The organism is Kitasatospora mediocidica KCTC 9733 (genome assembly GCF_000744225.1).
GTDB lineage: Bacteria > Actinomycetota > Actinomycetes > Streptomycetales > Streptomycetaceae > Kitasatospora > Kitasatospora mediocidica.
Map to the genome: position 1 here is coordinate 772,711 of NZ_JQLN01000004.1, position 18,515 is coordinate 791,225.

The following is an 18,515-nucleotide window of genomic DNA, read 5'->3' on the forward strand; positions in this document are numbered from 1 at the left end:
GGCATCGCTACCGGTAGTCTCCCGATGAGATGTCGATAGTCATGGGCTGGCACACCGCGTGACGTGCCCGCCCGCCGCCGTGCCGCTGGTGTTCCGCCGACGCCCCTCGGGTGGCGCCGGTTTCCCGACTGGTGTCCCGCTTCTGGAGGTGCCGTGACCGGCCCCGTCCCCTGGTACTCCCGAGTCTCCGGCCTGCTCTCCCCCGGCACCGACCGGCCGCGCGGACTGTCCCCCGACGCCGCCCCCACCCCGGCCGGCACGCTGCGCGAGCTGTCGACCGCCGGCTGGCACCGGGTGCGGACGGCCGCCTTCGGCGCCGAGCCGGCCGGGGAGCGCCTGGAGCGGATCCGGCGCAGCCCGCATTTCGTCGACGGCGCCTTCCGCAACCCGGTCCCGACCCGGCGGTTGGTCTACGAGCGGTCGCCGCTGGAGATCACCCGGGCCCAGCTGGCCTCCGGACGCGCGCGCCGGGCGCCCGCCGCCCCGATCCCGGTGCACCCGCTGCGCACCGCCGAGCTCGCGCTGCCGCCCGTCTCGGGCCTGCGGCTGACCTGGCTGGGCCACGCCACCGTGCTGGCCGAACTGGACGGCCGCCGGGTGCTCTTCGACCCGGTCTGGGGAGAGCGGTGCTCTCCGTTCCCCGGGATCGGCCCCAAGCGGCTGCACCCGATGCCGATCCGGCTGGCCGACCTCGGCCCGGTCGACGTCGTGGTGATCTCGCACGACCACTACGACCACCTCGACATGACCACCGTGCGCGCCCTGATCGGCAGCGGCGCGCACTTCGCCGCGCCGCTGGGCGTCGGCGCGCACCTGGAGCACTGGGGCGTACCGGCCGACCGGATCACCGAACTGGACTGGTGGGAGTCGGCCGAGGTGGCCGGCCTGACGCTGACCGCCACCCCGGCCCGGCACTACTGCAGTCGCGGCCCGCGGACCAACCCCAACCTGCTCTGGGCCTCCTGGGCGGTGGCCGGGCCCGAGCACCGGGTGTTCCACAGCGGGGACAGCGGCTACTTCCCCGGCTTCGCCGAGATCGGCCGCCGGCTGGGCCCGTTCGACGCGACGATGATGCAGATCGGCGCCTACAGCGACTTCTGGCCCGAGGTGCACATGACCCCGGAGGAGGGCGTCCGGGCGCACCTGGACGCCGCCGGCGCGCTGCTGCTGCCGATCCACTGGTGCACCTTCAACCTGGCGCCGCACCCGTGGGAGGAGCCCGTCGAACGGACCCTGGCGGCCGCCCGGTCGCTCGGCGCCGTCCTCGCCGTCCCGCACCCCGGAGCCCCCTTCGAGCCGGCCGACGCCCCCGAGCCGACGCCCTGGTGGCGCGCGGTGGCGGTCCCGCCCGACGGGGCCCGACCGGCCGCCCCGGCCCCGGTCACCGCCCGCCCGCTCCCGCAGGAGCCGGCCCGCGACTCCTCGCACGGCGACGAGGTCCCCGCCTGAGCAACCTGCCCACCGCCACGCCGCCCTGGTACAGGAACCTGTTGCAGAAACGCACTGGTAACCCAGCTCACAGTGCGCGTGACACGCTTCTGCCACTATGAGCCAATGACAGATGAGACCGCGCGGGAGCAGCAGGACGGACCCCCGGCCCTGAGATCCTTTCTGGACCTGCTCCGGATCGAGGAGCTGGACAAGAACCTGTTCCGGGGAAGCTGCCACGCCGGCGCACCGCTGCGGGCGTTCGGCGGCCAGGTGGCCGCCCAGGCGCTGACCGCCGGCGGACGCACCCTGGACACCGAGCGCGCGGTGCACTCGCTGCACGGCTACTTCCTGCGCCCCGGCGACCCGACCCGGCCGATCGTCTACGAGGTGGAGCGGATCCGCGACGGCGTCTCCTACGCCACCCGGCGGGTGACGGCGGTTCAGCGCGGCGAGGTGATCTTCACGCTCTCCGCCTCGTTCAAGCGCGGCGAGGAGTCGACCGACCGCCGGCCCACCATGCCGCCGGTGCCCGGTCCCGAGGAGTTGCCCAACCCCTTCCAGGCCCGCGAGGAGGCCGAGGAGGCGGACCCCAGCAGCGCCTCCGGCTTCCACTCGCTGGACATCCGCTTCCTGCCGGACGACGCGCCGGGCATCCCGCCGGAGATCCCGGGCGTGCCGCAGCAGTTCGTCTGGCTGCGCAGCCGCTCGCCGCTGCCGCCCGACGACCAGCTGCTCCAGGTCTGCGCGCTGACCTACCTCTCGGACCTGACGCTGGCCTCCACCACCGCGCTGCACCTCCAGCGGCCCCGGCTGCAGCGGACCGAGCCGCCTGCGACGACGGTGACGCTGGCCTCGCTCGACCACGCGATGTGGTTCCACCGCCCGTTCCGCGCCGACCAGTGGCTGCTGTTCGCCCAGCGCAGCCCGTCCGCCGCGGACGGCCGGGGGCTCGCGCTGGGCGAGTTCTACGACCGCGACGGCGTCCTGGTGGCCTCGGCCGTCCAGGAGACCCTGCTGCGCGAGCGCCACCGGACCTGAGGCCGTACCGGTGGGCGCGGCCGCACGCCGCTCAGGCGACATACTCACGCCAGCCGGCGGCCCGTATCATGGGGCGGGTGACCAGTGTTGACCTGTCACCCCGTCCGATCGAGGCGATGTCGCCGCGCCAGCTGGAACGCCGCCGGAGCCTGATCGCGGCCGCGCTCGCCCTGGTGACCGAGACCGGCGTCGAGAAGCTGCAGATGAAACAGGTCTGCGAGCGCTCGGGAGTGGCCCTGGGGACGGCCTACCGCTACTTCTCCTCCAAGGAGCACCTGCTCGCCACCGCCATCGCCGAATGGCACCGGCTGCTGCTCGTCGATCTGGCCTGCGAGCCGCGCGGCCTGCCCGGGCCCAAGGCGCCGCGCGAGCCCGCCGAGCGGATGCTGCGCTTCGTGCGCGACGGCATGCGGGCCTACCAGCGCCAGCCCGAGCTGGCCCGGTTGCGGGTGAGCGTGGCGGCCTCGACCGACCCGTTCGCCAGCGAGGCGCTCCAGGGCATGGCGCGGGCCGACGCGCTGGCGCTGCAGGCGGTGATGGCCGAGGTGCCGCCGACCGAGAGCGCCCTGGTGAGCCAGATCGTGGCGCACGCCTGGCAGGGCGAGCTGACCGCCTGGGTGACCGGGCGGGCCACCCTGGGCGACGCCCGGCGGCGCCTGGAGGACGTGGTGCGCCTGGTGCTGGCACCGTACGGGGCTGCCTGAGAGCGTCGGCACCCCGGCCCGGGAGCCGGGGCGGCTCGGCGCGTCGCGGGCGGGCGGGCGGATTTCGACGGAGATAGTGCGAGATGCGGCTTTTCGGCCGCCCTTCTCACTGCCTCTGCCGAAAGGCCCCTGATGACCAGTCAGCCACCCGACGCCACCGCCCCCGGGGAACCGCAGGCCACCCTCCCCACCGACCGGGTGGTCTTCGGCATCAGCGCCGTGCTGGTGCTCGGGGTGGTCGCCTGGGGCGTCTTCGCCAAGGACTCCCTCGGCCGGACCTCCAGCCGCGCGCTGGGCTGGGTGCTGCACAGCTTCGGGTGGCTCTTCGTGGTCGCCGCGGACGTCTTCCTGGTGCTGGCCGTGCTGCTGGCCTGCAGCCGGTTCGGCCGGATCCGGCTCGGACGCGACGACGAGCGGCCGGAGTTCAGCACGCTGGCCTGGATCGCGATGATGTTCAGCGCGGGCATGGGCATCGGCCTGATGTTCTACGGCGTCGGCGAACCGCTCCAGCTCTACGCCGAACCGCAGCCCGGCTCCGGGCTGACCGCGCAGACCCCTGCGGCCGCCCAGCAGGCGCTGGAGTTCTCGCTCTTCCACTGGACCCTGCACCCCTGGGCGATCTACGCGATGGGCGGCCTCGCCCTCGCGTACACCACCTTCCGCAAGGGCCGCGGCAACCGGATCAGCGCCGCCTTCGTCCCGCTGCTGGGCAGCCGCCGCGCGAACGGGGCACCGGGCCGGGCCATCGACCTGCTGGCGATCTTCGCGACCGTCTTCGGCTCCGCCACCAGCCTGGGCCTGGGCGCCCTCCAGGTCGCCGACGGGCTCGGCTTCATCTCCTCGGTCCGCAACACGCAGAACGTCCAGCTGGTCATCATCGGCTCGCTGACCGCCGCCTTCGTGCTCTCCGCCTTCTCCGGCGTGCACAAGGGCGTCAAGTGGCTGAGCACCCTCAACGTGGTGCTGGCCTCGGCCATCATGCTCTTCGTCTTCCTGGTGGGCCCCACCGTCTTCGTGCTGGACTCCATCCCCTCCACGGTCGGCGGCTACCTCTCCGACCTGCTCGTGTTCTCCAGCCAGACCGGCGCCTTCACCGACGAGAAGTGGCTCGGCACCTGGACGATCTTCTACTGGGCCTGGTGGCTCTCCTGGGCGCCGTTCGTGGGCACCTTCATCGCCCGCATCTCGCGCGGCCGCACCGTCCGCGAGTTCCTGGTCAGCGTCCTGCTGGTGCCCAGCGGAGCGACCGTGGTCTGGTTCTGTGTGATGGGCGGGACGGCGATCCGGCTGGACTCGACCGGTGCGCACGACCTGGTCGGCACGATCTCCCAGGGCCCGGAGGCCTCGCTCTTCGCGATGATGAAGGCGCTGCCCTGGGGCTCGGTGAGCAGCGTGATCTGCGTGCTGCTGGTGATGACGTACTTCATCACCAGCGCCGACTCCGCCTCGCTGGTGCTCGGCTCGCTCTCCAGCGGCGGCTCGCTGCACCCGCGGACCTGGCTGGTGGTGGTCTGGGGCGTCCTGATGGGCGGCGTGGCGGCCTCGCTGCTGCTGGCCGGCGGGCTGAGCGCGCTGCAGAACGCGACCATTCTGGTGGCGCTGCCGTTCGTCGTGGTGATGCTGGCGCTCTGCCTGTCGCTGATCAAGGAGCTGCGCGAGGACCCGGCCGCCGGGCCCCGGCGCTTCCACGCCGCGCACGGGCTGCGCGAGGCGATCCGGGTCGCGGTGGGCGACGCGATGGCGGACCGCCGTAGCGACACGCTCCTGCGGACGGGTGAATTCGACGACCGGGTGAGGCGGCGCTGACCTTGACCACCAGGATGAACTACACCGGCGCGGCCGCCGTTCCAGCCGTTCTCAGGCTGCGCTCAAGTCGCTGACCTGCCAATCTGCGGAGCACGGCTGCGTCCCGTTTCGTCTTGTGAGACGGGTGCGGCGTTCACCCCTGTGTAGTCATCGTTTAACACCCGACTGGAATGCTCACCATCATGGACGACCGACTGTCACCCTCCTACGGGCCACTGGGGCCCGCCGCCCCCGGCTCTCCGGACGCCCCCCTCCCGGACGGCCCCGACGGCGCACCGCGCTTCCCGCTCCCGCAGCGGCACCGGCGCTTCCTGGCCTGCGCGGCGGTGGCCGCGTCCGTCGCGCTGGGCACGCTCGGCGTGGGCGCGACCGTCGAGACCGTGCAGAACGGAACCGTCGCGAGCGCGATCGGCTCCTCGCACTGACGCTCTCAGCGCCCGTCCTCCGGACGGGAGTGCCGGCCGGTGCCGGGCGCGGGCCGCAGCTCCGCCTGGACGGCGTACCGGGCGGCCGGGGCCAGCAGCATCCAGCCCCCCGCCGCCCGCCCCCGCACAGCTGACGTCCCCTCGGCACCGGCAGGGTCCGCAGGCTGCTCCAGCGGCGCGATCAGCCGCATCCCGTGCAGCAGGTCCAGCACCTCGCGACGGAACGCCGCACGGTCCGCTAGGTGGTCCCGGCCCCAGCCGGCCGCCGCACCGTACTCGTCGGCGACGTCGCCGAGGGTGCCGTCTATCAGCGCCTCCGGGATCAGCACCCCGGTCACGGCCGGCGTCGCCGCACCCTCCGTCGCGGGGTCGGGCAACGGGCGCAGCTGCTCGACCAGGTGCTCCACCAGCAGCAGCGCCGCGTGGGCCGGCGTGGCGGCGGACGGCAGGCGAAGGTCCGTCAGCTCGCCGGCCGGGTCGAGCAACGCGATGCCCTCGCGCCGGATCTCCGCCGTCAGGCCCAGGAACTCCGCGAACATCTCGGACTCGCGCTGCCGGGACTCCCAGAGCCACTCGCGCTCCAGCGCGGTCAGTTCGCTCAGCAGCACCACCGGCGTCTCGGCCAGCCGTCGGCGTACGGCCACCGGGACGTCGACGGCCGGCTCCGCCGCCGCGCCGTCGGCCGGGACGGCGCCCAGTACGGCCGCCAGCTCCTGGTCGACCGTCAGGACGCCGGCCGGAGCCTGCCCGGCCGGGTTCAGCACCTGCCACCGGCCCAGCAGCGCGAACGCCGCCGTGACCGCCGCCGGAGCGATCCCCGCGGGACCCACCACCGGGCCGATGCCGGCCGCGCCGGCCGCGACCGCGACCACCTCGGCCAGCTGCCCGGCCGGCCGGCGGTCCGGACCGGTCAGCAGGACGGAGAGGGTCAGCGCGAGCGCCGCGTAGGTCTCCGGCCGACAGGGCACGCCGTCCAGGTCGAGGCGGCGCAGCGCTCCCGGGCCGATCCCCGCCTTGTGCAGGCGGGCGAAGCGGGCGGTGACCACCAGCGGGTAGCCGAGCAGTCGCTCGAAGCGCTCTGCCAGCCAGTCGGCGTGACGGCGGATCAGGGCGAAGGCCTCCGCGTGCGGGCCGGTCGCCGTGACCAGCGGGTGCGCGAGGAGCATCCGGGCGGCGGCCCGGCGCTCGACGCCGAGGGCCGGGTCCTGCGGCTCGTCCGCCGCGAGCGGCAGTTCCGGCTTGCGGTGCCGGCCCGGGTTCAGCCGGTCGGCGCACGGGAGGTCGGAGGCGGCCGCGCTCGCGGGAACGGTGGCAGGGGCAGTGGCGGGGGCGGTGGCGGTGGCCGGGTGACGGCGGCGGGCCCGGCGGGCCTGCGCGGGCAGGACACCGGCCAGGTCGGCCGGCCGGCGCACGGTCGGTCCGTGCCACCAGCTGACCCGGCCCAGGTCGGCGGTGTCCGGCTCCGGCGCGATGCCGAAGTGCCGGGCGCCGTAGAGACCGAAGGCGGCCGTGAAGAGGTCGTGGGCCTGCTGCTCGTCGGCCCGGGCGAAGCGCCGGGCGAGGTGCACCAGCTCGCGGGCCGCCTCGCGCGCCGTGTCCTGGTGCGCCTCGGAGACCCGTCGGGCAGCCGGGACGGCGGACCTCGGCCCGGCGAGGGGCGACGGCGGCGGACCCGGGTCGGGGTCCGGCTCGGGAGCTGGATCCGGCTGGAGCAACGTCAGGACATCCCCCACAGCGTCGACTTCGGTCAGCGCGATGCTCCACGGCCCGGCCGGCACGCCTGTGCGGGCGGACAGGTCGGTACCGCCCAGCCCTCCGCCCCCGTTCACGTGCCCCTCCGCCGTGCCGCCGGGCGACCCGCTCACACCCGGCTGTCCGTCCCGCTCCACCATGTCGGGTGACAGCCTAGTTGACGACCTTCGCCGACTCGGGACCTCCCGGGTACTCGGCCGCTACGCGTGAGTAACAACCCCTTCCGCAGGGCGGCGGACGTCGCCTAGGGTGCCGGTCATGCCCAACCTGCCCGATGTCGTCCTGTGGTCGATACCCGCCTTCGTGCTGCTCACCGTGGTCGAGCTGGCCTCCTTCCGGTTCCACCCGGACCGGGACGAGCAGGGCTACGCGGGCCGGGACACCGCGACCAGCCTCACCATGGGCCTGGGCAGCCTGCTGTTCGACGCCGGGTGGAAGATCCCGATCGTGGCGGTGTACTCCGCGCTCTACGAGCTGACGCCGCTGCGGGTGCCGGTGCTGTGGTGGACGGTGCCGCTGATGCTCCTCGCCCAGGACTTCTGCTACTACTGGCAGCACCGCGGGCACCACGTCGTGCGCGTGCTGTGGGCCTGTCACGTGGTGCACCACTCCAGCCGGCACTACAACCTCTCCACCGCGCTCCGCCAGCCCTGGACCGGCGCGACCAGCTGGGTGTTCTACGTCCCGATGGTGCTGGCCGGGGTGCACCCGGCCGCGCTGGCGTTCTGCTCGTCCGTCAACCTGGTGTACCAGTTCTGGATCCACACCGAGCGGATCGACCGGCTGCCCGCGCCGGTCGAGTACGTCCTCAACACGCCGTCCCACCACCGCGTGCACCACGCCTCGCAGGGCGGCTACCTGGACCGCAACTTCGGCGGCATCCTGATCCTCTGGGACCGGCTGTTCGGTTCGTTCACGCCCGAGACCATCCGGCCGGTCTACGGTCTGACGAAGAATCTGAGCACCTTCAACCCTCTGCTGGTGGCCACCCACGAGTATGCGGCGATCGCCCGCGACCTGGCCGCCGCCGACAGCTGGGGCGACCGGCTCCGCCATCTCACCAAGGGTCCGGGCTGGCAGCCCGGACCTGCCACCACCGCGACCGGCCCGGAGGGCTCCCCCGCATGCTGAACAGCCAGACCACCCGATCCACCACCGCCGCAGCGACCGCCGGGAGGCTGGCGGGCCGGGCCCGCGGCCTGCTGGGTGCCTTCGCGGCGACCTCCGCCGCGCACCTGGGCTCGCTGCTGACCGACAGCAAGGCGCTGGAGCTGGTCAGCAAGCCGGCCCTGATGCCGCTGCTGGCCGCGCACGTGCTCAGCTCCCGTGCCCCGGGCGGCCGGGCCCGGCGCAGCGGGCTGAACGCCGCGGCCGGGACCAGCGGCATGGCCGGCCACGAGGCGACGGCCGCCGCCCCGGCTGCGCGGCCGGCCAGGCTGCTGGTCCCGGCGCTGCTGGCGAGTGCGGTCGGCGACACCCTGCTGCAGTTCGACGACGAGGGCGCGTTCCTGGCCGGCATGGGCGCGTTCGCCGCGGCGCACGTCTGCTACGTCACGATGTTCGCCCAGCAGGGCGCGCTGACCGACCGTCGGCGCGCCGCCCTGGTCTCCACGGCGTACGCGGCGGCCTGGGCGGTGATGATCAGCCAGCTCTGGCCGGGGCTGGGCGCCCTGCGGATCCCGGTGGCCGGCTACAGCCTGCTGCTCGCCTCCACCGCCGTGACCTCGGCCGGCCTGGGCCTGCGGGCCGGGCTCGGCGGCGGACTCTTCCTGCTCTCGGACACCCTGATCGCCACCCGGATCGCGGGCTGGCGCGAGCTGCCGGGCCACGAGTTCTGGATCATGTCGACGTACGTCGCCGCCCAGTACCTGCTGGCCACCGCCGCCCTGAAGGCCGAGGAGGAGGCGGAGGCCGTCGCGGCGTGAGTCGGGCGTGCGTCAGAGGGCGAGGTCGACGACCACGGGCGCGTGGTCGGAGGTGCCCTTGCCCTTGCGGGCCTCGCGGTCCACGTAGCTGTCGGTGACGGCCGCCGTGAAGGCGGCGTTGCCGTAGGTGAGGTCGATCCGCATGCCGCGGTTCTTCGGGAAGGCCAGCGCGCGGTAGTCCCAGAAGGTGTAGGGGCGGTCGTACTTGAGGGCCCGCGGCATCACGTCCGCCAGGCCCGCCTCGCGCAGGGCGGCCAGCGCGGCGCGCTCGGCGGGGGTGACGTGGGTGGCGCCCTCGAAGACGGCGACGTCGTAGACGTCCTCGTCGGTCGGCGCGACGTTGAAGTCACCGAGGACGGCGAACGGGCGGCTGCCCGCCGCGTCCTCCAGCACGCTCACGCGCAGCGCCTCCAGCCACTCCAGCTTGTAGCGGTAGTGCGCGTGGTCCACCTCGCGGCCGTTGGGCACGTAGACCGACCAGACCCGGACCGGGCCGCAGGTGGCGGCGATGGCGCGCGGCTCGGTCGCGGGCAGCAGCGCGTCGTCGGCCAGGAAGCCGGGCTGGCCGGGGACGTCCCGCACGACGTCCTCGAAGCCCAGCTTCGAGAGGATCGCCACGCCGTTCCAGCGCCCGGTGCCGTACGCCTCGGTCTCGTAGCCGAGCTCGCGGACGGCCTCGTAGGGGAACGCGTCCGTGGCGCACTTCAGCTCCTGGAGGCACAGCACGTCGGGCTTGGCGCTCTCCAGCCACTCCAGCAGCTTGGGCAGCCGCGCGGTGACGGAGTTGATGTTCCAGGTGGCGATGCGGACGGTCACGGCTGGGGCCTTCCCGGGGTGCGGGGCAACGAGAGCGGGCACCGGGGGCGGCACCCGTCCCGAATCTACCGCGCACCACCGACTGGCCGGCCCCGGCGAACCGCGGCTCAGCGTTCGACGCGGCTGCGCTTGACGGTCCGAAAGCGGCGGGCGACCGAGCGCGCCAGGTCGGCGGCGCCGATCAGGCCCGCCTCGTTGCCGAGCGCGGCCCGGGCCAGCTGGGCCTCCGGGCGGAACCCCCGGCCGGTCAGGGTCCGCCGGAAGGCGTCCTGGGCGGGGGCCAGCAGCAGGTCGCCGGCCGCCGAGACGCCGCCGCCGATCACGAAGCGCCCGGGGTCCAGCGCCGCGGCCAGGTTGGCCAGCCCGACGCCCAGCCAGGTGCCGATGTCGTGCAGCAGCTCGACGGCCATCGGGTCGCCCTGCTGCGCGGCCTCGGTGACCAGCGGGCCGGTGATCGCCGCGACGTCGCCGCCGGCCATCGCCAGCAGCGGCTGGGCCACCGGCGACTCGGCGGCGGCCAGCTCGCGGGCCTCGCGCACCAGCGCGTTGCCGGAGGAGTACTGCTCCCAGCAGCCCCGGTTGCCGCACGGACAGCGCTGCCCGGCCGGCACCACCTGCATGTGACCGAACTCGCCCGCCAGCCCGTACCGGCCGCGGTCCACGTAGCCGTGCCGGACCACCGCGCCACCGATCCCGGTGCCCAGGGTGATCATCACCAACAGGTCCTCGCCGCGGCCCGCGCCGAAGCGCCACTCGGCCCAGGCCGCCGCGTTGGCGTCGTTCTCGACCACCACCGGGAACCGCAGCCGCTCGCTGAGCGCGTCGCGCAGCGGCTCGTTGCGCCAGTTCAGGTGCGGCGCGAACAGCACCCGGGAGCGGTCGGCGTCCACCCAGCCGGCCGCGCCGATGCCCACCGCGTGCACGTCGTGGCGGTCCGCGAGCTCCAGCACCAGGTCGACGATGACGTCCTCGACGACCTGCGGGCTCTTGCTGCGGTGCGGGGTCTCCGCCCGCAGCTGCTCGACGATCTTCCCCTCCCCGTCCACCACCCCGGCGATCACCTTGGTGCCGCCGATGTCGACCCCGATCGTGGGCAACCGCAGCACGCTGGCGGGCAGCGTGCGCCGACGCCGGTCGGCGCTGCGCCGGCCGAGACCGAGGAGGGCGGGCAGGACGGGCTGGCTGGGCCGACCGTTGGGGCTGGTCACGACGGCGGGGACTCCTTGTCGGACGACGGCGCTGAGGTGAAGGACGGACGGCTGCCATTCTCCCCGGGCGACGGGCAGACGGCGCGTTCGTGAAGTTTGACTGGGCCCTGCACAGGAGACACCCAGGCAGATGACAGACTAGGGGTGGTGACCCGGCGGATCTCCCCGGTCACGTGGGCGGGCTCTCAGCGATTTCCCAGGTTCGAGCAACCGTTCACGTGCCCCTGGCCGTCCTCACTCTTTGTACAGCGCGCCGGGCAAGCGGGGTCCGGGCGGCCAGCGACCCGGATACGAGAACTCGATGCAACTGACAGGTACGCCCTTCCTCCTCCTCACGATCATCCTGGTGCCGGTGTCCATCCTGGTGGCCCTGCTGTTCTGGGGACGAGTCGGCGGACCCAAGGCGGTGCAGGCCGTCACCCGGCTGATCATGCTGCTGTTCTGCCAGGCCACGGCCGTGCTCATGGTGTTCGTGCTGGTGAACAACGCGAACCTCATCTACGGCAGCTGGGACGACCTGCTGGGCACCTCCAACCACGTCCGCGCGGTGCCCGTGCCGCCGTCGGACGCCACGCTCGGCCAGGGCGGCACCAGCGGCGACGCCAAGCCGGCCAAGGTGCTCCAGCAGTTCAAGGGAGTCGGCGACCCGGTGGTGCCGAGCGACGTGCAGACCACCGAGCTCAAGGGCCGGCTGTCCGGGGTGGACGGCGAGGTGCTGGTCTGGCTGCCGCCGCAGTACAACGACCCCGCGTACAAGGACAAGAACTTCCCGGTCGTCGAGCTGCTGCCGGGCTTCCCCGGCTCGTCCAAGACCTGGTTCGGCACGCTGCGCGTCTCCGACCAGCTCAAGCCGCTGATGCAGTCCGGTGAGGTGGCGCCGTTCATCCTGGTCTCGCCGCGGACCCAGCTGATGAACGACGGCTCCGACACCGGCTGCGCGGACGTGCCCGGCAAGGTGAACGCCGACACCTGGCTGTCGCGGGACGTCCCGCAGATGATCATGGACAACTTCCGGGCCGACCCGTCCTCCGACCGCTGGGCGGTGGCCGGCTACTCGGCGGGCGCCCACTGCGCCGACCGGCTGGCCCTGGAGCACCCGAACCGCTACCGCGCGGCGATCAGCATGTCCGGCTACAACGACCCGACCGCCGAGGCGAAGTCGCTCACCGCCAAGGACCCGCACCTGGCGGAGATCTCCAACCCGCTGTACATCCTCACCCACGCGCCGCAGCCGCCGAAGGTCGCCCTCTTCCAGAGCGGCGCCAAGGGCGACGGCTACGAGTCGGGGCAGGCGCTGGCCAAGGCCGCCAAGGCGCCGACCACGGTGACGGTGACGGAGAGCACCAGCGGGCACGACCGCGATGTCTGGGGACCGATGGTGCCGGTGATCTTCAAGTGGCTGACGGGGATCATCCCGGTCCAGCACTGACCTCGTGACGCGTGGGAGCCCCGGACGGCCTGCCGTCCGGGGCTCCGGCGCGTTCGGGCGCGGGTCAGGCCAGTTCTAGCGCCAGGTAGAAGTCCACCCGGTCCTCCAGCCGGGAGAGGTCACGCCCGGTCAGCTCCTCGATCCGCCCGATCCGGTACCGCAGCGTGTTGACGTGCACGTGCAGCTGGGCCGCGCAGCGCGTCCAGGAGCCGTCCGAGCGCAGGAACGCCTCCAGGGTGCGGACCAGGTCGGCCTGGTGCTCGATGTCGTACGCGATCACCTTGTCGAGCAGCCGGCTGCGGAACGCCCGGCGCACCTCGTCCGGGACGGCGGCCAGCAGCAGCACGTGCGAGGCGAGCTCCTCGGGCCCGGCCACGCAGACCCGGCCGACCCGGGCGGCGGCGATCCGGCGGGCGTGCCGGGCCTCCTCCAGCGCGCCGCGCAGACCGCCGGCCTCCAGCGCGGGGGCCGAGACGCCCACCGTGATCCGCCCCTCCGAACCGAGCCCGGCCTCCAGCGGCGCGAGCAGCTCGCGCAGCGCGTCGGCGGGCACGGCGGCGTCCGGGGCGGGCAGCACGATCACCGCGCCGGTGCCCGCGCCGGCGACCAGCGCGCGGTCCGAGGTGTCGGTCAGAGCTTCCTCCAGGACGGCCCGGACCATGCCGTCCGGCAGGCCGGTGCCCTCGGCGCTGAGGACCAGCCAGGAGCCGTCCGGCTCCTGCGGCCTGGGCTCCGCGCCCTCGTAGCGGGCGGCCATCGCCGACGAGGCGTAGAGCGTGCGGCTGATCTCGGCGGGGTCGGCGTCGCGCTGAAGGAGCGTCAGCACCTCGTCGGCCAGGCGGCGGCGCAGCCGGCGGCCCTCGTCGCGGCGGGTGCGCTCGGCGGCGACCAGCCGGGCCAGGTTCTCGGCCAGTTGCTGGCGCTTTCCGGTCCACTCGGTCACGTCGCCGGCCACCACCAGCACCCAGTCGGCGAGCGGCGCCTCGACCGAGGGGTCGGCGGCGGCGGGCAGCAGCGAGTACGCGCCGGCGGCCAGCCGGGCCCGGTGCGGGGGGCGGCGGCGCTGGCGCTGGGCGGCCAGGTGGGCGCGGACCAGCTGGTCGCGGGCCTCGGCGGAGAGGTTCTCGGCGGGTCCGGCGACCACCCGGGCGGTGGGCGTGAGCACCCAGCAGTCGAGGTCGAGGTCGCCGCCGAGCAGGTCCAGGACGGCGTCCAGGCCGCCACCGCCGGCCGCCGAGACCAGCAGCCGGTGCCGGTCGACCAGCGCGGCCAGGTCGGCGGCCCGGTCGGCGGAGACCTGCCGGCCGATGAACTCGGTGAGCGAGCTGAAGGCGACGTCGTCGGGCACCGCCAGCAGGGGCATCCGGTGGCGTCGGCACGCGTCGATCAGGTCCTCCGGGATCGGGCCGACCTCGGCCTCGCCCGCCGCCAGCGCGACCGCCCCACCGGCCGCCAGGGTCCGCACGAAGCGCTCGGAGTCCTCCGGCACCGTCCGCCAGAGCATCCCGGTCAGCACCAGCTCGCCCCCGTGCAGGTAGCGGCCCGGGTCGTACAGGTCCGTGGTCATGACGCCGCTGACCTGTCGGTCGAGTTCGTCCTCGGCTGCCAGGAGCCGCAGTCTCGGGGCTCCGGGGGCGAGCAGGTCACGGACACGCATCCGCAGACTCCTTCGTCTGAACAGGGGGCGGTTGGGGAGGAGTGGCAGGTGAGGGGGGCTCACAGTGTGCCCGAGTTCGAGCAGTGGGTGTTACGTATCAGCACTCCGCCGGGTCACAGCGCCGTAGCTTCGTCGTCACGACCGGATTACGGTCGTAAGGGGCGGCTGGGAAACCGCTCAACAGGGGATTCGTCTCCCTTAGAGGAACGTACAGGATGCCGGGCGACAGCGAGGCAAGGGCTTCATGCCATCGGTGACTGCCTCCGACGGGGCCGACAGCGGTTCACTGGCCACACGCCGCCGGACACACCCCGGTGACCAGGACACGAAGCCGGAGCGAAGCTCGGGTGGCAGAGTCCGAACACCGAAGGTTTGGAATCTCGCGCCGATGCCCCCGACTGGGCGACGCCCCGCGGTTCCGGCGACAACGACGACTTGAGGAGACACCCGCATGGAGTTCCTGCGGCCCGCTACGTGGGACGAGGCGCTCGCGGCGAAGGCTGAGTTCCCGACCGCGCTGCCGATCTCCGGTGGTACGGACGTGATGGTCGAGATGAACTTCGACGTGCACCGGCCATCCGCGATTCTCGACCTGAACCGCATCACCGAGCTGCGTCAGTGGGAGATCACTGACGGCGTGGTGAGACTCGGCGCCTCGGTGCCGTACGCCCGGATCATCAACGAGCTGTCCGAGCCCCTGCCGGGTCTGGCCCTGGCGGCCCACACCGTCGGGTCCCCGCAGATTCGCAACCGCGGCGGTGTCGGCGGCAACCTGGGCGGGGCCTCCCCCGCCGGCGACGCGCACCCCGCGCTGCTGGCGGCCGGCCGGGACGTCTTCGTCGAGGTCGCCTCGGCGGCCCGCGGCACCCGGCTGATCGCCATCGACGACTTCTACGTCGGCGTGAAGCGCAACTCCATGGAGAAGGACGAGCTGATCCTGCGCGTCCACATCCCGGTGGCGGACGGTCCGCAGCAGTTCTCGAAGATCGGCACCCGCAACGCGATGGTCATCGCGGTCTGCGCCTTCGGCTTCGCGCTGCACCCCAAGAACGGCACCGTCGGCACCGGGATCGGCTCCGCCGCCCCGACGCCGCGCCGGGCCGTGGCCGCCGAGGAGTTCCTTCAGGGCGTGCTCGCCGAGCGCGGCCTGTGGGAGTCCGGCGACCTGCTGGGCGCCGAGGTCATCCAGCAGTTCGGTGAGCTGGTGAAGGCCGCCGCCTCCCCGATCGACGACGTCCGTGGTACCGCCGACTACCGCCGGCACTCGCTGGCCGTGATGGCGCGGCGCACCCTGACCTGGACGTGGAACGACTACAGCAAGCAGATCAGGAGCGCGGCATGAGGGTCACTTTCACCGCCAACGGCAAGCCCGTCGAGGCGGACGACGTGTGGGAGGGCGAGAGCCTGCTCTACGTGCTGCGCGAGCGGGTGGGCCTGCCGGGCTCCAAGAACGCCTGCGAGCAGGGCGAGTGCGGCTCCTGCACGGTCTACCTGGACGACGTGCCGGTCTGTTCCTGTCTGGTCGCGGCCGGCCAGGTGCAGGACCGCGAGGTCCGCACCGTCGAGGGCCTGGCCGACGAGAGCGGCCTGGACCCCGTCCAGCAGGCCTTCATCGACGCCGGCGCCGTGCAGTGCGGCTTCTGCACCCCCGGGCTGCTGGTGCAGACCCACGACCTGCTGGAGCGCGAGCCGCAGCCGAGCGACACGGACATCCGTGAGGCGCTCAGCGGCAACCTGTGCCGCTGCACCGGCTACGAGAAGATCATGGACGCGGTGCGGCTCGCCTCCGCCCGCAAGTGCCAGAAGGTGGGGACCTCCGAATGAGCACTCGTACGATCGCCGGTCAGAAGAACCTGCAGGACATCCGCACCGGCAGCAAGGACGGCATCGGCGGCTCGCCGCTGCGTCCGGACGGCACGCTGAAGGTCAAGGGCGAGTTCGCGTACTCCTCCGACCTCTGGCACGAGGACATGCTCTGGGGCATGGCGCTGCGCTCGCCGCACCCGCGCGCCAACATCCTCAGCGTGGACATCTCCGAGGCGCTCAAGCTCCCGGGCGTCTACGCGGTGCTGACCCACGAGGACATCCCGGGCACCAAGTTCTACGGCCTGGAGATCCAGGACCAGCCCGCGCTGGCCATCGACAAGGTCCGCTACCACGGTGAGGCCATCGCGATCGTCGCGGCGGACCACCCGGAGACGGCCCGTCGAGCGGTGAAGAAGATCAAGGTCGAGTACGAGGTGCTCACCCCGATCACCACCGAGGAGCAGTGCCTCAACCCCGAGGTGTACGGCTACGTCCACGAGCCGCACGAGTTCAAGTCGCACGGCTCGGGCAACATCTGCCACAGCCAGAAGCTGGTGCACGGCGGCGGCGTGACCGACGAGATCCGGGCGCTCGCCGACGTGATCGTCAGCGGCGACTACGAGGTCGGCATGCAGGACCAGGCCTTCCTCGGCCCGGAGTCCGGCCTGGCCGTGCCCGCCGAGGACGGCGGCATGGACCTCTACGTCGCCACCCAGTGGCTGCACGTGGACCGTCAGCAGGTCGCCCCGGTGCTCGGCATCCCGGAGGAGAAGCTCCGGCTGACCCTCGCGGGGGTCGGCGGCGCCTTCGGCGGCCGCGAGGACCTGTCGATGCAGATCCACGCCTGCCTGCTGGCGCAGCGCACCGGCAAGCCGGTCAAGATCGTCTACGCCCGTGACGAGTCCTTCTTCGGCCATGTGCACCGCCACCCGGCGAAGATGTACTACGAGCACGGCGCCACCCGCGACGGCAAGCTCGTCTACGCGGACGCCCGGATCGTGCTGGACGGCGGCGCCTACGCGTCAGCCTCCCCCGCCGTCGTCGGCAACGCCGCCTCGCTGGGCCACGGCCCGTACAACATCCCGAACGTGCGGATGGAGGCCATCGCCCTCTACAGCAACAACCCGTCCTGCGGCGCGATGCGCGGCTTCGGCGCCGTCCAGGCCTGCTTCGGCTACGAGACGCAGATGGACAAGCTCGCCGCCGAACTGGGCATGGACCCGGTGGAGTTGCGCCAGCTGAACGCGATGGCGGAGGGCGACTCGATGCCCACCGGCCAGGTCATCGACTCGCCCGCCCCGGTCGCCGAACTGCTGCAGCGGGTCAAGGACATGCCGCTCCCGCCGCCGCTGGACCTCACCAACCTCGACGTCCGCACGCTGCCCGGCGCGCTGTCCAACACCACGCACGGCGAGGGCGTCGTCCGCGGTATCGGCTACTCGGTCGGCATCAAGAACGTCGGCTTCTCCGAGGGCTTCGACGACTACTCCACCGCCCGGGTCCGCCTGGAGGTCATCGGCGGCGAGCCGGTCGCCATGGTGCACACCGCGATGGCCGAGGTCGGCCAGGGCGGCATCACCGTGCACGCCCAGATCGCCCGCACCGAGCTGGGCGTCGAGCAGGTCACCATCCACCCGGCCAACACCGAGGTCGGATCGGCCGGTTCGACCTCCGCCTCGCGGCAGACCTACATGACGGGCGGCGCGGTCAAGTACGCCGCGGAGGCCGTCGCGCAGGCGCTGATCGCCAAGGGCCGCAAGCGCTACGGCTGGACCCACAACGACCTGTCGCTGAACGGCGGCAAGGTGGTCTCGGAGTCCGCCGGCGTGCTGGTCTCGATGGTCGACCTGCTGGGCGACGACGCGATCGACCTGACCCGCGAGCACCACCACCGCCCCACCGTCCCGTTCGACAAGGAGACCGGGCAGGGCTTCGGCCACGTCCAGTACACCTTCTGCGCCAACCGCGCGGTGGTCGACGTGGACGTGGAACTCGGCCTGGTGAAGGTCGTCGAGCTGACGGCCGCCCAGGACGTCGGCAAGGCGCTCAACCCGCTCTCGGTGGTCGGCCAGATCCAGGGCGGCTGCACCCAGGCGCTCGGGCTGGCGGTGATGGAGGAGATCATCGTCAAGGACGGCAAGGTCCGCAACGCCTCCTTCACGGACTACCTGATCCCCACCATCCTGGACGTCCCGCCGATCCCCGTGGACGTACTGGAACTTCCCGACCCGAACGCCCCCTACGGGCTGCGCGGCGTCGGCGAGGCCCCCACCGTCTCGGCCACCCCGTCCATCGTGGCCGCCATCCGCGCCGCCACCGGCCTCGCCCTCAACCGGGTGCCGGTCCGGCCGGAGCACCTCACCGGGACGCTCTAGTCCCACCGAACCTCCCGGGGCGGTGACCGTCTTCCCCACCGCCCCGGGATGCACCACCGAACACACGCAAGCTCTCTGTGCACCATCCCGCTGCCTCTCCCACGCCGGGGCTCTGCAGCGGTGCGCTCCACCCCGCACCGCAG

15 protein-coding genes are annotated in these 18,515 nt (G+C 73.1%); 11 read left to right on the forward strand and 4 right to left on the reverse strand.

Annotated elements, in window-relative coordinates:
• Positions 1-261: 261 nt before the first annotated feature.
• The 5 genes from BS80_RS11065 (at position 262) to BS80_RS11085 (ending at position 5,404) form a co-directional block, all read left to right on the forward strand.
• Positions 262-1,449, forward strand: coding sequence for an MBL fold metallo-hydrolase (locus BS80_RS11065; RefSeq protein WP_198045526.1), 1,188 nt, complete (start codon positions 262-264; stop codon positions 1,447-1,449).
• A gap of 105 nt (positions 1,450-1,554) precedes the next feature.
• A complete protein-coding gene (locus BS80_RS11070; protein WP_035796002.1) occupies positions 1,555-2,469 on the forward strand; it encodes an acyl-CoA thioesterase in 915 nt (304 codons plus the stop codon).
• Positions 2,470-2,546: 77 nt separating this feature from the next.
• The gene (locus tag BS80_RS11075; protein WP_198045487.1) at positions 2,547-3,173 is read left to right on the forward strand and encodes a TetR/AcrR family transcriptional regulator; all 627 of its coding nucleotides are present in this window, start codon (positions 2,547-2,549) and stop codon (positions 3,171-3,173) included.
• Positions 3,174-3,305: 132 nt separating this feature from the next.
• Complete coding sequence (locus tag BS80_RS11080; protein WP_083974512.1) at positions 3,306-4,979, forward strand: BCCT family transporter; 1,674 nt, start codon at positions 3,306-3,308, stop codon at positions 4,977-4,979.
• A gap of 182 nt (positions 4,980-5,161) precedes the next feature.
• On the forward strand, positions 5,162-5,404 hold the full coding sequence (locus BS80_RS11085; RefSeq protein ID WP_157536152.1) for a hypothetical protein: 243 nt from the start codon (positions 5,162-5,164) through the stop codon (positions 5,402-5,404).
• 5 nt (positions 5,405-5,409) lie between these two features.
• On the opposite strand, the gene BS80_RS42680 is transcribed toward BS80_RS11085, so the two are convergent.
• Complete coding sequence (locus tag BS80_RS42680) at positions 5,410-7,233, reverse strand: DUF2398 family protein (RefSeq protein ID WP_051966465.1); 1,824 nt, start codon at positions 7,231-7,233, stop codon at positions 5,410-5,412.
• Between the two features lie 181 nt (positions 7,234-7,414).
• Here BS80_RS42680 and BS80_RS11095 point away from each other — a divergent pair, with 181 nt between their 5' ends.
• Together BS80_RS11095 and BS80_RS11100 are read left to right on the forward strand one after the other, a co-directional pair.
• On the forward strand, positions 7,415-8,287 hold the full coding sequence (locus tag BS80_RS11095; RefSeq protein WP_035796013.1) for a sterol desaturase family protein: 873 nt from the start codon (positions 7,415-7,417) through the stop codon (positions 8,285-8,287).
• A complete protein-coding gene (locus BS80_RS11100; protein ID WP_051966466.1) occupies positions 8,281-9,081 on the forward strand; it encodes a lysoplasmalogenase in 801 nt (266 codons plus the stop codon). The genes BS80_RS11095 and BS80_RS11100 overlap by 7 nt, the downstream gene beginning before the upstream one ends.
• 12 nt (positions 9,082-9,093) lie before the next feature.
• Here BS80_RS11100 and BS80_RS11105 read toward each other — a convergent pair whose 3' ends face one another.
• Both BS80_RS11105 and BS80_RS11110 read right to left on the reverse strand, forming a co-directional pair.
• Positions 9,094-9,897 (reverse strand): exodeoxyribonuclease III, encoded by an 804-nt coding sequence (locus tag BS80_RS11105; protein WP_035796015.1) that lies wholly within the window; start codon positions 9,895-9,897, stop codon positions 9,094-9,096.
• A gap of 107 nt (positions 9,898-10,004) precedes the next feature.
• Positions 10,005-11,105 carry an ROK family glucokinase gene (locus tag BS80_RS11110; protein ID WP_232246435.1) on the reverse strand — a complete coding sequence of 367 codons (1,101 nt, stop codon included), beginning with the start codon at positions 11,103-11,105 and terminating at the stop codon, positions 10,005-10,007.
• A 301-nt stretch (positions 11,106-11,406) separates the two neighbouring features.
• Here BS80_RS11110 and BS80_RS11115 point away from each other — a divergent pair, with 301 nt between their 5' ends.
• Positions 11,407-12,534, forward strand: a complete 1,128-nt coding sequence (locus BS80_RS11115) for an alpha/beta hydrolase (RefSeq protein ID WP_035796018.1) — start codon at positions 11,407-11,409, stop codon at positions 12,532-12,534.
• Between the two features lie 64 nt (positions 12,535-12,598).
• Here BS80_RS11115 and BS80_RS11120 read toward each other — a convergent pair whose 3' ends face one another.
• Entirely contained in the window at positions 12,599-14,191 is a 1,593-nt protein-coding gene (locus BS80_RS11120) for a PucR family transcriptional regulator (protein ID WP_035796020.1), read from the reverse strand.
• 451 nt (positions 14,192-14,642) lie between these two features.
• Between BS80_RS11120 and BS80_RS11125 the strand changes: the two genes are divergently transcribed.
• From BS80_RS11125 to pucD, 3 genes are read left to right on the forward strand one after another with little or no spacing between them, the layout of a single operon-like run.
• On the forward strand, positions 14,643-15,533 hold the full coding sequence (locus BS80_RS11125) for an FAD binding domain-containing protein (protein WP_035796023.1): 891 nt from the start codon (positions 14,643-14,645) through the stop codon (positions 15,531-15,533).
• Complete coding sequence (locus tag BS80_RS11130; RefSeq protein ID WP_035796025.1) at positions 15,530-16,015, forward strand: (2Fe-2S)-binding protein; 486 nt, start codon at positions 15,530-15,532, stop codon at positions 16,013-16,015. The genes BS80_RS11125 and BS80_RS11130 overlap by 4 nt, the downstream gene beginning before the upstream one ends.
• Positions 16,012-18,372, forward strand: a complete 2,361-nt coding sequence (gene pucD / locus BS80_RS11135) for a xanthine dehydrogenase subunit D (RefSeq protein WP_051966467.1) — start codon at positions 16,012-16,014, stop codon at positions 18,370-18,372. The genes BS80_RS11130 and pucD overlap by 4 nt, the downstream gene beginning before the upstream one ends.
• The last annotated feature ends 143 nt before the right edge of the window (positions 18,373-18,515 follow it).

Excerpts from the sequence above, each read along its gene's own strand:
- BS80_RS11070 (WP_035796002.1), top strand. The coding sequence starts at position 1,555 with ATGACAGATGAGACCGCGCGGGAGCAGCAGGACGGACCCCCGGCCCTG.
- BS80_RS11080 (WP_083974512.1), top strand. The coding sequence starts at position 3,306 with ATGACCAGTCAGCCACCCGACGCCACCGCCCCCGGGGAACCGCAGGCC.
- BS80_RS11085 (WP_157536152.1), top strand. The coding sequence starts at position 5,162 with ATGGACGACCGACTGTCACCCTCCTACGGGCCACTGGGGCCCGCCGCC.
- BS80_RS11095 (WP_035796013.1), top strand. The coding sequence starts at position 7,415 with ATGCCCAACCTGCCCGATGTCGTCCTGTGGTCGATACCCGCCTTCGTG.
- BS80_RS11100 (WP_051966466.1), top strand. The coding sequence starts at position 8,281 with ATGCTGAACAGCCAGACCACCCGATCCACCACCGCCGCAGCGACCGCC.
- BS80_RS11115 (WP_035796018.1), top strand. The coding sequence starts at position 11,407 with ATGCAACTGACAGGTACGCCCTTCCTCCTCCTCACGATCATCCTGGTG.
- BS80_RS11120 (WP_035796020.1), bottom strand. The coding sequence starts at position 14,191 with ATGCGTGTCCGTGACCTGCTCGCCCCCGGAGCCCCGAGACTGCGGCTC.
- BS80_RS11125 (WP_035796023.1), top strand. The coding sequence starts at position 14,643 with ATGGAGTTCCTGCGGCCCGCTACGTGGGACGAGGCGCTCGCGGCGAAG.
- BS80_RS11130 (WP_035796025.1), top strand. The coding sequence starts at position 15,530 with ATGAGGGTCACTTTCACCGCCAACGGCAAGCCCGTCGAGGCGGACGAC.
- pucD (WP_051966467.1), top strand. The coding sequence starts at position 16,012 with ATGAGCACTCGTACGATCGCCGGTCAGAAGAACCTGCAGGACATCCGC.